Raw genomic sequence first — 12,685 nt, forward strand, 5'->3', positions numbered from 1 at the left:
ACAATCACTAGCTTGAAAATCTTACAAATTAATAAGACTGATGCAGGAGGTGGAGCAGCAGTAGCTGCTAATCGCTTAAACCGTGCTTTGCGACGTAATGGAGTTGAATCCAAGTTATTGGTTCAAGATCAGCATCGCGATGAAGAAGGTGTTTACCCTGTTGGAACAGGTTTTACTTATAAACAGAAAGCTTTTGTTCGCTTTGCCTGGGAGCGTTTAACGTTTTTGCCCTATGAACGCAATGCTTCAGTTCGCTTCGCTTTTTCGCCTGCAAATACAGGAATTGACATTACTCAACACCCCTTGGTTCAGGAAGCCGATGTGATACATTTGCATTGGGTTAATCAGGGTTTTTTGTCCATTGAAACGCTTGGTAAATTATTGTCGTGCGGAAAGCCAATTGTTTGGACGCAGCATGATATGTGGAGTTTCACCGGAGGATGTCATTATGCAGGAACCTGCTTGGAGTTTTTAGAATTTTGCTCCTATTGTCCTTTTTTGCGCAAGTCGGGTAAAAAGGATTTATCAGCTCAAATATTTGCTAAGAAACGTAAAATATATAACGAAGCACCTTTAAGTATTGTTACATGTAGTAAATGGTTAAGAACTCTTTCTCAAGAGAGTAAATTACTACGTAGGAAAAACTTTTACAACATTCCCAATCCTATTGATACTGAGTTGTATGCTCCCAGAGATAAGGATGTAGTGCGTGAAAGGTTGGGTTTACCAAAAGATAAAAAACTCATTCTGTTTGGTGCGGCAAATGTGAATGATCCACGAAAAGGGATGCGCTATTTTATTGAGGCATTGAATATATTAGCTGAGAACTTTCCGGTTGTTAAGGATAATACAGAGTTGGTGGTTTTTGGAAAGGCAAATGCTGAAACAGTTAAACTTTTTCCATTTAAAACTCATTCTCTTAAGTTTATTTCAGACCCTGAAACCTTGGTTGATTTATACAGTTCAGCCGATATTTATGTGTTGCCATCCTTACAAGATAATTTACCCAATACCGTGATGGAATCCATTGCATGTGGCACGCCCGTAGTTGGTTTTAGTATTGGTGGAGTTCCTGAAATGATTTCGCACCAAGAGTCAGGTTATTTGGCTGAAGTGAAGAACTCACTTAGTTTAGCCACTGGTATTTACGAGACTTTATTTGTGTCTGATATTAATAAATTAGGTGTAAATGCACGTCAAAAAGCTGTTGATTGTTATTCTGAGGAGGTGGTGGCACAGCAGTATAAAGCGGTTTATGAATCGGTATTAAAGTAAAAGATGAATAATAATCCTGTTATATCCATTGTTACAATTGTTTATAATGGGATTGATACGCTTCAAAAAACCATTGACAGTATCGCATGTCAGTCATATCCTCATATCGAATACATTGTTATTGATGGTGCATCAAATGATGGAACTGTTAGTTTAATAGAAGCTAATCAATCATCTATTTCAAAGTGGATTAGTGAGCCTGATGGTGGATTGTACGATGCCATGAATAAAGGTCTGAACTTGACAACAGGAGACTATGTGTGGTTTATTAATTCAGGCGATGAAATTTATGCAAGTGACACGGTTCAGAGCATGGTGGATGCCTGGGGAGGAAATTGGCCAGATGTGGCGTATGGCGATACCTTGCTGATTGATATTAACGGTAATGAAATAGGAGAGAGGCGACTGCAGCCGCCTGCTAACTTGACCTGGAAAAGTTTTAAAAATGGAATGTTGGTCAGTCATCAATCCATATTGGTCTCCACAAAAATTGCGAGCCAATACAATACCAGCTATCGATTTTCTGCCGATTTTGAATGGTGCTTAAGGGCTTTGAAAGATGCCAAGTATGTTCAAAATACCAACATGGTCTTATCTCGCTTTTTAGAGGGTGGTTTAACCAAGCAAAACATCGTTCCCGGACTCAAGGAGCGCTTTGATATTATGCGCCGTTATTTCGGCTTAATTCCAACTTCATTAAGGCATGTACCTATTAGTTTACGTTTTTCTTGGTATGTGATTAAAAATAAGCGCTTTTAATCTTCTTTATTTGAGTTTTTCTCGAAGCTCTCTAATGATGCTTACGGTTTCGTCCCACGCAATGCATTCATCGGTAATAGAAACACCATATTCAAGTTCTGATATATTGTCTAGCTTCTGATTGCCATGCTTCAGGTTGCTTTCGATCATCACACCCATAATGGAGTTGTTACCATTACTAATTTGTTGGGCAATATCATTTAGAACTACCGATTGGTTATTGGCATTTTTGCCACTGTTGGCGTGACTGCAATCAACCATAATTCGTGGCTCTAGACCTGCTTTTTTAAGTTCCGATTCGTACTCTGCAATGTGTTCTGCAGAATAGTTAGGACCTTTTCCTCCGCGCAAAATAATATGCGAATTGGGGTTCCCTTTTGTTTTAACAACCGCTACTTTGCCATCGGGGTTAATGCTAACAAAATTATGGGGAGCTGCAACCGATGCTCTGGCGTTAATGGCAATGTCGATACTTCCTTTGGTTCCGTTTTTAAAACCTACAACCGAAGAAAGTCCGCTGGCCATGTTTCGGTGGCTTTGCGATTCTGTTGTTCTGGCGCCAATGGCGGTCCAGGAAAATAAATCCTGAATGTATTGAGGTGTTACAATGTCCAATGCTTCGCCCGCTGCAGGTAATCCAAGTTCAGAGATGTGTAGCAATAGTTCACGAGCCATTTTTAAGCCGTCTTCTACCTGGCAGCTGTTATCTAAATAGGGATCGTTTATTAGTCCTTGCCAACCAACTGTTGTTCGTGGTTTTTCAAAATAAACGCGCATTACCAGATAAAGTGTGTCTTGTACTTCATCAGCCAATTGTTTGAGTTTGCCAGCATACTCTTTTGCCGAATTAATATCGTGAATAGAGCACGGACCTACAACCACCAATAAACGTTTGTCTTTCTTGTGAAGAATGCGTTTGACTGTATTTTGTCCATCCAAAATTGTTTTGGTGGTTTTATCGCTCAGGGGATATTGACGCTTTAGCTCGTCGGGTGTAATTATTGGCTCTTCAGCAATGATATTGAGGTTCTCAATTCTTAAATCGGTCATAACGTATCGTCTGTAAAGGTTCAAAGGTAATGATAGATTATAAGATTTTTAGATAAAATGCTGTTGTAAAACAAAAAAATGGGACTCGTAACTACGAATCCCATTTTTTATGTATTGCTAAAGTATCTTATAATTGCACTTCATTTACTCAACAACAGTGACCCAACCATGTGTGTCTGGTTCATCACCATATTGAATAGCACGTAATTTATTATAGATTTTTTCAGATATAGCACCCGGTTTGCCGTCTTTGCTAAACACAAAAGAGTTACCTGATTCAATATCATCAATCTGACCAATTGGGCTAATTACGGCAGCAGTTCCGCAAGCACCAGCCTCTTCAAAAGTTCCTAACTCTTCCAAAGGAATAGGACGACGCTCCACTGTCATTCCCATGTCTTCTGCCAACTGACACAAACTCATGTTGGTAATTGATGGAAGAATAGAGTCTGATTTAGGCGTAACGTATGTATTGTTTTTAATACCGAAGAAGTTGGCCGGGCCACATTCGTCGATGTATTTCTTTTCTTTACTATCAAGGAAAAGCACTGCCGAATAACCTTTGTCGTGAGCTTCATGTCCAGCACGTAAGCTTGCTGCATAATTACCACCAACTTTGATGTTACCTGTTCCAAGAGGAGCGGCACGGTCGTATTTGCGTGAAATCATCATGTTAGTTGGTTTGAAACCTTCTTTAAAATAAGGTCCAACAGGCATAACAAATACCATAAATAGGTATTCGTCGGTAGGGGCAACGCCAATTTTAGCACCTGTTCCAACTAATAATGGACGAATGTATAACGATGCACCTGACTCATATGGAGGAACGAAACGCTTATTTAGCTCAACTGCTTTAAGAACGGCATTTACGAAAATATCTTCAGGAATCTCAGCCATCATTGTTCCAACAGCAGAGTTGTACATGCGCTTTGCATTTTCTTCAATGCGGAATAAGCGTGTTTTTCCATCTTGACCTTTGAAAGCTTTCAGTCCTTCAAATGCTTCTTGTCCGTAGTGTAAACCTGTGGCAGCCATGTGAATACTTACCTGGTCTGAAGAGTGTACTTCTAACTCACCCCATTTTCCATCGCGGTAGTAACATCTAACGTTGTAATCTGTCTTCATATAGCTGAAAGACAAGTCGCTCCAATTGATATCGTTCATTTCTGTATGATTTAGTACGAGTGTAATTTTTCTATATCTGCGGATAAAGGTACAACAATCAACTTATAATTTAAATGACAAAAGGCATCTAATGATAGTTGATGTTTGTATGTTATTTGATAAAGAGTAAGATAGCTGATAACAAAGTGATAGTGTAGATAAAATAACGATAGGGTTTCTCTGGGATGTAGCCAACTATTTTTTTGCCAACAAAGGTGCCGAGTATTAAAATAGGAAACATAAGCAGGTTGAGTTGAAATGTTTGCCCGTTGATGGTTTGCCAGCTTAGCACATGAAAAGGTATTTTAAAGGAGTTTAGTAGGAGGTAGAACCATGCTCCAGTGCCTATAAATGCCGCCTTTGGTAAGCGCATAGATAATAGGTATAAATTGAAAATTGGACCTGCCGCATTTCCAATCATGGTTGCAAAACCACCTGTTAGTCCAAGTGAGTTGCTGAAAAGCTTTGAGCCAGAGATGTCTATTTTTCCTTTAAATTCGTTAATAAGAAGTAGCCCAAGGCAAAATAAGATGGCCGTACCCATGGTTATTTTAAACTGTGCATCACTAATTTTAGAACCTATTATAACGGCGATAATAATGCCAATTATAGCAGGAGGTATTAGTTTAAGTATGAGTTTGATATTGGCACTCTTGTAGTAAAAGCGTAAAGCCATTAAATCACCCATTAATAGGCATGGTAATATGATTCCAACCGATGCTTTTCCGCCATATAAATGAGCAAATAGAGGAATTACAAACATGGAGAGTCCTTTTAATCCACTTTTGGATACACCAATAAAAAAAGCACAGATAATGGTTATTGCCCAGGTTGTCCAGTCAGAATTTAATGGATTGATGATGTTGAGTATCGACATTGAATAAACGCTTAAAGTTATCTTTAACAATCTCTTGTAATTGAGATGTATCAAGATTTAATAATAATGCGGATTTTTTGTAAATGGATTCAATGCTTAGCTGTGGATTGTCATCGGTTTCCAAAAATAGTCTATTATGCGGAATATATGGTAGTGATTGCTGGGCTTTTGCTTCGGAATTAAATAATGAAGCTCCTAGTGAGAAATAGAAGTTATGCTTTAGGGCTTGTTCAGTTGTTTCTTTTGGTGCATTAAAACCATGGAATATCCATGCCTGACTTGGTTGGATGTCTTTTTTTAATTTAATAATCTCGTTATAGGATTTAACGCAATGAATAATCAAAGGCTTTTGAGTGTGTTCAGATATTTCAATGTGTGCCTTAAAAACTTCAAGTTGTACAGCTAAATTGGGGCCTTTGAGTTTGTCAAGACCACATTCTCCAATGGCCACAATGTTTTTCGTACTGGCCACCTTACGAAGCAACAATAACTGTTGTTTGTGTGATGAGTCAATGTCCCATGGGTGGAGGCCTACAGAACAGTATCTGGGCAGTGTATTTCGAATAGAGTTGATGTTTAAGTTGATAACTTCAGTATTCGTAACACTGCCAGTAGGATGATGTGTATGTAGGTTGATGTACATTGATATGCCTAAGATACTGTTTTTAAAGGTTGTAATTTATTGTTAATAAATTTGATAAGTAGAAGTAGAGTCACATTCAACACTTAATTTTTTAACATGCTGTAGTCTTACACTTGCGTTGTTTTCTGCTTTTAAGCTAACCTTTGATATGCGGTTGTTTGAGGTTACATCTGAATCGTTAGCATGTAATTCAAGCGTGTTGATCTGATCGGTATAAAAATTACTCCTTGATTTGTTAATGACATTAAGTTGTAAATGATTAATTGAACTGTTTTTGTAAACCCTTAACCATCCATTATTTAAGCTGCTGATTTTAATTGAATCTTGCTGAATATTTATGCCTACATTGGCTTTGTCAATAATAAGTTCTTGAATATTAGTACTTTTTACTGAATAGTGTAAGTTGTGTTTACCAGATTTAAGTTGATTAAGAATTAAGGTGTCGCCACTGAGTGTATAGGGCTTTAGTGCATTTGAATCTTTTATGTGAGAAAAGTTAATGCTGGCAACATCGTTTGTTTCTAATGTTACCTTGCAGTCGTTATAGGCCTTAATAATTGTAAAATTTGGTAAGGACTCCTCTTTTTCTACAAATTCGAGATTACTGCCTTTGTCTACGGTTATCATAAATGATAAAAGGCTCAAGCAAATAATTGACATAAAACCGATTAGTATTTTCTTACTTGTTTTCATCTTCGTTCTCTTTTAATTGGTTAAACAAAGGTTCAAGTTCTTCTTTTGTAATTTCCAGTAATTTAACTTGTTGAATAAAAGCAGGGAGTATTTCTTGGGTAAATTCTTCTTTGCGCATGTCTCGAATCATTTTAGGAGCATTATCTGTTACAAAATAACCAATGCCTCTTCGGTTATCAACAATGTTGTTGTGTTGCAATTCTATAAAAGTTCTCATTATGGTGTTTTGATTAACACCTAAGGTGGCTGCTAATTTTCTAACGGACTGCACTTTATCTCCGGCCTTAAATTCGCCTGATAAAATACGTTCACAAATATTATCGGCTATCTGTTGAAAGATGCCCTTGTTATTTTTAAATTCCATCATGCTATCTGTTTTTCTTTCACTCTGAAAAAGGCGTATGCCCAAGTGCTGATTAATACAAATAATTCAATGCATATCAACAGTAATGCAGCAGTTGTTTCTTTTATGTTTAAATCGGTAAACCAGGGTTGTTTGTTGCCCTTGTAAAGATCAGCAACCTCGATAATAACATAAAAGTAAAAAATGACGATGGCTGTTGTGATGCCAAAAATAACTAAGGTTTTAATGAGTGGGCGTTTGCTAAAAACACTAGCTCCGGCAAATAATAGAGACTGTATGATAGTGACCAATAAAATAATAGCCGTTGCAAAATATAGAAATTGATCGCTGTCGATGTGTTTGTAGAGTATTGAGAATCTGAATGGTTCCAGAAAACGGTCGGGAGAGAGCCATAATGCTAATTCTGCAGCAAGGTTAGCGCTGACATAAAATAGGGCTGGTAAAATCAAACCTGGAGCAAGTATTCTAATAATGATGTTAAGGGTAAACTTTTCAGTTACTGAACAAGGTAATAGAATAAAGTCAAAGGTTTTGTCTTTGCTTCTAAAAGAAGGAAATCCGTAGGCAGCAAAAGGGATCGCTACACCTGCTGTAAATATGATAAACATCGGAATCCAATGATCAGCTCTAAAATGCCTATCTGCCAGAATTACCAATAATGAGATGCTTGTATACACAATAAATAAAGATGATAATGTAAGAGCTGCAGTTTTCTTCGAAAGATGGTATTGCTGTTTAATGAGCTTACCAAATCTGTTAATATTAAAAATATGATTCATTCCTTATTAGTTTGCTAGTTAAACGTTATGCCATTATTTATTGCATTAAACAAAAGCTCAATATCTACCTCTGAAGACATGCCATTGGTTTGAGTAACAATTTTGTAACCCATAGGATTGAGTTCGCTGTAAATGGCATCACTTGGTAAGTGACTAACGATTTTAAAGTCGTACTTCTCAGAAATGTCGATAATGCTTTTATTGAAAATGACTTGACCATTATCAACCAAAAGAATTTTATCAATTAGTGTTTCAACATCTTTTACCTGATGCGTTGAAATAATAACTGTTTGATCATCTTCAAGCGAACCTGCAACTATTTGACGAAAAATGACTTTAGAGGGTATATCTAAACCATTAGTTGGTTCATCAAGTATGATAACTTGACATTTGGTTGCGAGTGCAAAGGCAATGCGGAATTTCTTCTTTTGCCCATGACTCATTTTTGACAGTGTTTTGTTCAAGTCAAGTTCAAATTTCTTGAGCAAGTCGTGTAGTAGAGTTGTGTCGAAGCGATGATAAAATGGAGACATAGCCTCAACAAAATCCATCACTTTTACCGATGGCATTATAAATTCTTCTGGCACAAAATAAAGCTGTTCTAAAAATGCTGGATGGCGTTGTTCGGGGCGATAGTTGTTAACTGAAATTTGCCCGTCTTTTGGGCTTAATAAGCCCGATATTAACTGAAGTAAAGTGGTTTTACCAGCGCCGTTTTTTCCCAATAGACCAATTATTTGACCATCATCTTCGTTTATTGAAAGATTGTGAAATAGGGATGCTTGCTTTTTGTATGCAAAACTTAGGTTATTGATTTCTATCATTGCTATTATTTTACTGTTATAGTGAAATAGTACACTACAAATGTAAAGAGGTTTTTGTCAATTCCAAATTTTCTTTAATAATTTTTTACTTAATGATTATAAATGACTTGCAGATTTGATGATTTGAACCGAGTGGTTTTGTTCACGTGTAAGTATTTTGCTATTTTGAGCAGTTATTAAATAAATCCACATGAAACGAGCCATGAGAATTACTTCTCTCACAGGAGGATGACAAAATTGGCGAGTGCCATATGGCAAATGAATCCAAATTTTAGCACATGAAACGACCATGTAAATTTGATTATCCAAATTTTCACACAGGAGGATGATTAAATTTATTTGAGAGTTCCATGTGACAATAAAAAGTAAAATATATCCACATGAAACGTCGCGATTTTCTTTTGAGTTCGGTTATGGCTGGACTAGGTTTAAGTATTACAGCTTGTCAGTCTAAGCAACATCAAAAAACGCAAAGCAATAATTTTGTTGATGATTTTCAACTTTCGGAAATGACAGTTGCTGAGTTACAAAAGAAAATGCAAGCTGGAGAATTAACATCGGAACAGATTGTGAAGATGTATTTGACGCGAATTGAGCAAGTGGATAAAAATGGCCCTGCTACCAATGCTGTGGTTGAGGTAAACCCCGATGCTATTGAAATAGCAAGGGCTTTAGATGATGAGCGAAGCAAAGGAAATGTACGTGGTCCTCTGCACGGAATTCCCGTTATTATTAAAGAAAATATTGATACGGCTGGTTCGATGGTAACGTCGGCTGGCTCATTGGCTTTAGTTAATCATGTTGCTACCAAAGATGCATTTATTGTAACCAAATTGCGTGAAGCGGGTGCTGTTTTACTCGCTAAGGCTAATTTAAGTGAGTGGGCTAATTTTCGTTCAACTAATTCGAGTAGTGGTTGGAGTAGTAGAGGTGGACAAACGCGTAATCCTTATGTGTTGGATCGCACGCCTTGTGGTTCTTCGGCAGGTTCTGCTGTGGCCGTTTCGGCTAATTTGGCGCCATTAGCTATTGGAACCGAAACCGACGGTTCAATTGTATGTCCTTCAGGAATAAATGGTGTGGTGGGAATTAAGCCAACCGTTGGATTGTTGTCTCGCTCCGGTATTATTCCTATTTCTGACAGTCAGGATACAGCAGGTCCTATGGCCAGAACCGTTACTGATGCAGCTATTTTATTATCTGCTTTAACAGGAGTTGATGCTGATGATTTAAAAACAAAAAGCCAACCACAAGAACCAGCAGTCTATCTCAATTTTGATGACACAGTTTTGGAGGGCGCGCGGATAGGTTATCTAAGTAAAAGTTCAGCCTTTGATAAGCGAGTAGAGTCAATTATGGATGAGGTTGTTGAACAGTTGAAAAGTAAGGGGGCAGACGTTATTGAGTTGGCCGTTTCAGAAGAAGTGAATCAGTTATGGCAATATGAGTGGACGGTTCTGATTTGTGAATTTAAAGATGGATTGGAAAAGTATCTTCAATCACACCCTGCTTGTGGATTTAGTACCATTAATGAGCTAATAGAATACAATAATAAGAATGCTGATAAGGTAATGCCGTGGTTTGAGCAAGAGATATTTGAGGCGGCTAATGAAACTGATGGTTTAAATGATTCAAAATACAAAGAAGCCAAAGAGAAGTGTTTGGAGCTAGCGCGTAATAAAGGCATTGATAAGTTGATGAATGACAATAAGCTTGATGCTGTTATGGCGCCTACCAATGGGGCTGCCTGGAGTATTGACTACGTTAATGGAGATAATTTTGGAGGAGGCAGTTCACAGTTGGCTGCTATCTCTGGTTATCCTAGTATAACAGTTCCAGCGGGTAATATTAAAGGTCTGCCAATAGGAGTATCTTTCTTTGGTAAGCCCTGGACAGAAAGTCGTTTGATTCAAATTGCGCACTTGTATGAGAAAGTGAGTAAGAAAAGAATCGAACCCCGTTTTATTGCTAGCTTGATAAAGTAAACATCTTAAAGCTAACCGTTATGGACATTAGCGAGCTTTTTCTTGTCGATAGCGAGCTCTGATGTATGAGTAGCGAAAGTATTCCTTTACCTAGCGAGCAATTTTCTCTCGCAAGCGAGGATTTTCCCGACTGAGAAATTGTTCGCTACCTTGGTAATTTAGTTCGCTGCCTATCGAATAGTGCTCGCTACCTGCTGTAAAATGCTCGCTAGATGGGAGAGGATGTTCGCTAGCTATTGCAAATTACTCGCTAAGCAAAGGAAAATGCTCGCTTGTTTATTTTATCAGAAGAAATGACTATGCCATAATAAAAAAGGAGATGACTGTTCGCCATCTCCTTTGTATCTTCAGCGGTAATCCGAGAATTACCGTTTATATCGCTTACTTTAAATTTGAACGCTTACGCTCGTGTTCCAAAAGGAATATTTTTCTTAAACGAATACTTGAAGGTGTTACTTCAACATACTCATCTCCTTGGATATATTCCAATGCCTCTTCTAAGCTAAAACGAATAGGAGGAGCTAATTTTACTTTGTCATCAGCACCCGAAGATCGCATGTTACTCATCTTCTTCGCTTTGGTTACGTTAATGGTTAAATCGCCCTCGCGGTTGTTTTCACCAATAACCTGACCCATGTAAACATCTTCCTGAGGTGCAATAAAGAATTTGCCTCTATCCTGAAGTTTATCCATTCCGTAGGCAATTGAAGTTCCCGACTCAATAACGATTAAAGAACCATTGATACGTTTTTCAATATCACCCTTCCATGGTTGGAACTCAATAAAACGGTGTGCCATAATAGCCTCACCTTGCGTGGCTGTTAGCATGTTGCTACGTAAGCCAATGATGCCACGTGATGGAATGTTGAATTCTAGATTAACACGATCCCCTTTTTTCTCCATCGATTTAAGATCACCCTTACGCTGAGAAACCATTTCAATAGCTTTACCTGAGTGCTCTTCTGGTAAATCAATGGTTAAATCCTCAACTGGCTCCAACTTCTCACCCAATTCTTCTTTGATGATTACACGAGGCTGACCTACCTGTAATTCATAACCTTCGCGACGCATGGTTTCAATTAATACCGATAAGTGAAGCACACCTCGTCCGTATACATTCCAAGCATCTGCTGAATCTGTTTCTTCAACACGTAAAGCAAGGTTTTTCTCAAGCTCTTTGTCCAAGCGATCTTTAATGTGGCGCGATGTCACAAATTTTCCTTCTTTACCAAAGAAAGGAGAGTTGTTAATAGTAAATAACATACTCATGGTTGGTTCGTCAATGGCGATTGGCTCCAATGGCTCTGGGTTTTCGAAATCGGCAATGGTATCACCAATATCAAATCCTTCAATACCAATTAGGGCGCATAGCTCACCACATGTAACCTGATCAACCTTGGTGCGTCCAAGACCGTCAAAAACGTTTAGTTCTTTAATGCGAGTGCGTTTGATGCTGCCATCACGCTTAACCAAGCTTACGTCCTGATTAACTTTTAACTCGCCACGGTGCAAACGACCAATAGCAATACGACCCAGGTATTTGCTGTGATCAAGAGAGGTAATTTGTAATTGAGGCGTTCCTTTGTTGTATTCAGGAGCAGGTATGTGCTCAATAATAGCATCAAAAATAGCTTCAATGTTATCTGTCTTTTGTTTCCAATCAGTACTCATCCAATTTTCTTTGGCTGAACCGTATACCGATGGGAAATCTAACTGTTGTTCTGTTGCTTCCAATGAAAACATTAAGTCAAATACTGACTCATGAACTTCTTCAGGACGACAATTTGGTTTGTCTACTTTGTTGATAACCACAATTGGTTTTAAGCCTAGAGAGATTGCTTTTTGCAATACGAAACGCGTTTGCGGCATTGGTCCTTCAAATGCATCTACTAAAAGTAATACACCATCAGCCATGTTTAATACACGCTCAACCTCACCACCAAAATCGGAGTGACCAGGGGTATCAATAATGTTGATTTTGGTGTTTTTCCACATTACCGACACGTTTTTCGATAGGATGGTGATACCACGCTCACGCTCCAAATCGTTATTGTCCATTATGAGTTCACCAACTTCCTGGTGCTCTTTAAATAGCTTTCCAGCCATTAACATCTTGTCAACCAGCGTGGTTTTACCATGATCGACGTGAGCGATGATGGCAACGTTTCTAATCTCTTGCATAACTAAAATCCAAATGAGCCGCAAAGGTACTGCTATTTTTTGGTTTACAGCGTTATGCAATGTTAAAAAAGACTTTGAGGGTTTGTGTAAG

At 38.1% G+C, this 12,685-nt stretch carries 12 protein-coding genes; 3 read left to right on the forward strand and 9 right to left on the reverse strand.

The genetic code is table 11. From position 1 onward, the window contains the following. The first annotated feature begins 12 nt into the window (after positions 1–12). Entirely contained in the window at positions 13–1,275 is a 1,263-nt protein-coding gene (locus FNN09_RS05490; RefSeq protein ID WP_185968883.1) for a glycosyltransferase family 4 protein, read from the forward strand. Positions 1,276–1,278: 3 nt separating this feature from the next. After that, the gene (locus FNN09_RS05495; protein WP_143300489.1) at positions 1,279–2,034 is read left to right on the forward strand and encodes a glycosyltransferase family 2 protein; all 756 of its coding nucleotides are present in this window, start codon (positions 1,279–1,281) and stop codon (positions 2,032–2,034) included. Between the two features lie 6 nt (positions 2,035–2,040). On the opposite strand, the gene FNN09_RS05500 is transcribed toward FNN09_RS05495, so the two are convergent. The 8 genes from FNN09_RS05500 to FNN09_RS05535 form a co-directional block, all read right to left on the reverse strand. Then, on the reverse strand, positions 2,041–3,084 hold the full coding sequence (locus FNN09_RS05500; protein ID WP_143300490.1) for a 3-deoxy-7-phosphoheptulonate synthase: 1,044 nt from the start codon (positions 3,082–3,084) through the stop codon (positions 2,041–2,043). Between the two features lie 144 nt (positions 3,085–3,228). Next, positions 3,229–4,248 carry a branched-chain amino acid aminotransferase gene (locus FNN09_RS05505; RefSeq protein WP_143300491.1) on the reverse strand — a complete coding sequence of 340 codons (1,020 nt, stop codon included), beginning with the start codon at positions 4,246–4,248 and terminating at the stop codon, positions 3,229–3,231. 112 nt (positions 4,249–4,360) lie between these two features. Then, the gene (locus FNN09_RS05510; RefSeq protein WP_143300492.1) at positions 4,361–5,125 is read right to left on the reverse strand and encodes a sulfite exporter TauE/SafE family protein; all 765 of its coding nucleotides are present in this window, start codon (positions 5,123–5,125) and stop codon (positions 4,361–4,363) included. Next, a complete protein-coding gene (locus FNN09_RS05515; protein ID WP_143300493.1) occupies positions 5,088–5,768 on the reverse strand; it encodes a TatD family hydrolase in 681 nt (226 codons plus the stop codon). Before FNN09_RS05515 ends, FNN09_RS05510 begins: the two co-directional genes overlap by 38 nt. Before the next feature lie 42 nt (positions 5,769–5,810). Next, positions 5,811–6,461, reverse strand: coding sequence for a hypothetical protein (locus tag FNN09_RS05520; RefSeq protein WP_143300494.1), 651 nt, complete (start codon positions 6,459–6,461; stop codon positions 5,811–5,813). Beyond that, positions 6,448–6,828: a GntR family transcriptional regulator gene (locus tag FNN09_RS05525; RefSeq protein ID WP_143300495.1), complete on the reverse strand. Its 381-nt coding sequence runs from the start codon at positions 6,826–6,828 to the stop codon at positions 6,448–6,450. The genes FNN09_RS05520 and FNN09_RS05525 overlap by 14 nt, the downstream gene beginning before the upstream one ends. Continuing rightward, on the reverse strand, positions 6,825–7,604 hold the full coding sequence (locus FNN09_RS05530; RefSeq protein WP_143300496.1) for a hypothetical protein: 780 nt from the start codon (positions 7,602–7,604) through the stop codon (positions 6,825–6,827). Before FNN09_RS05530 ends, FNN09_RS05525 begins: the two co-directional genes overlap by 4 nt. A 14-nt stretch (positions 7,605–7,618) precedes the next feature. Further along, positions 7,619–8,428 carry an ATP-binding cassette domain-containing protein gene (locus FNN09_RS05535; RefSeq protein WP_143300497.1) on the reverse strand — a complete coding sequence of 270 codons (810 nt, stop codon included), beginning with the start codon at positions 8,426–8,428 and terminating at the stop codon, positions 7,619–7,621. Between the two features lie 380 nt (positions 8,429–8,808). Between FNN09_RS05535 and FNN09_RS05540 the strand changes: the two genes are divergently transcribed. Then, entirely contained in the window at positions 8,809–10,413 is a 1,605-nt protein-coding gene (locus tag FNN09_RS05540) for an amidase (protein ID WP_143300498.1), read from the forward strand. Between the two features lie 381 nt (positions 10,414–10,794). Here the strand turns inward: FNN09_RS05540 and typA are convergent, their stop codons facing one another. Further along, complete coding sequence (gene typA / locus FNN09_RS05545; protein WP_143300499.1) at positions 10,795–12,594, reverse strand: translational GTPase TypA; 1,800 nt, start codon at positions 12,592–12,594, stop codon at positions 10,795–10,797. Positions 12,595–12,685: the final 91 nt, after the last annotated feature.

This window comes from Carboxylicivirga sp. M1479 (assembly GCF_007097485.1).
Lineage (GTDB): Bacteria > Bacteroidota > Bacteroidia > Bacteroidales > Marinilabiliaceae > Carboxylicivirga.

What these genes read in the sequence shown, in the direction of transcription:
- FNN09_RS05510 (WP_143300492.1), bottom strand. Translation starts at nt 5,125, where the DNA reads ATGTCGATACTCAACATCATCAATCCATTAAATTCTGACTGGACAACC.
- FNN09_RS05505 (WP_143300491.1), bottom strand. Translation starts at nt 4,248, where the DNA reads ATGAACGATATCAATTGGAGCGACTTGTCTTTCAGCTATATGAAGACA.
- FNN09_RS05530 (WP_143300496.1), bottom strand. Translation starts at nt 7,604, where the DNA reads ATGAATCATATTTTTAATATTAACAGATTTGGTAAGCTCATTAAACAG.
- typA (WP_143300499.1), bottom strand. Translation starts at nt 12,594, where the DNA reads ATGCAAGAGATTAGAAACGTTGCCATCATCGCTCACGTCGATCATGGT.
- FNN09_RS05520 (WP_143300494.1), bottom strand. Translation starts at nt 6,461, where the DNA reads ATGAAAACAAGTAAGAAAATACTAATCGGTTTTATGTCAATTATTTGC.
- FNN09_RS05495 (WP_143300489.1), top strand. Translation starts at nt 1,279, where the DNA reads ATGAATAATAATCCTGTTATATCCATTGTTACAATTGTTTATAATGGG.
- FNN09_RS05535 (WP_143300497.1), bottom strand. Translation starts at nt 8,428, where the DNA reads ATGATAGAAATCAATAACCTAAGTTTTGCATACAAAAAGCAAGCATCC.
- FNN09_RS05515 (WP_143300493.1), bottom strand. Translation starts at nt 5,768, where the DNA reads ATGTACATCAACCTACATACACATCATCCTACTGGCAGTGTTACGAAT.
- FNN09_RS05500 (WP_143300490.1), bottom strand. Translation starts at nt 3,084, where the DNA reads ATGACCGATTTAAGAATTGAGAACCTCAATATCATTGCTGAAGAGCCA.
- FNN09_RS05525 (WP_143300495.1), bottom strand. Translation starts at nt 6,828, where the DNA reads ATGATGGAATTTAAAAATAACAAGGGCATCTTTCAACAGATAGCCGAT.
- FNN09_RS05540 (WP_143300498.1), top strand. Translation starts at nt 8,809, where the DNA reads ATGAAACGTCGCGATTTTCTTTTGAGTTCGGTTATGGCTGGACTAGGT.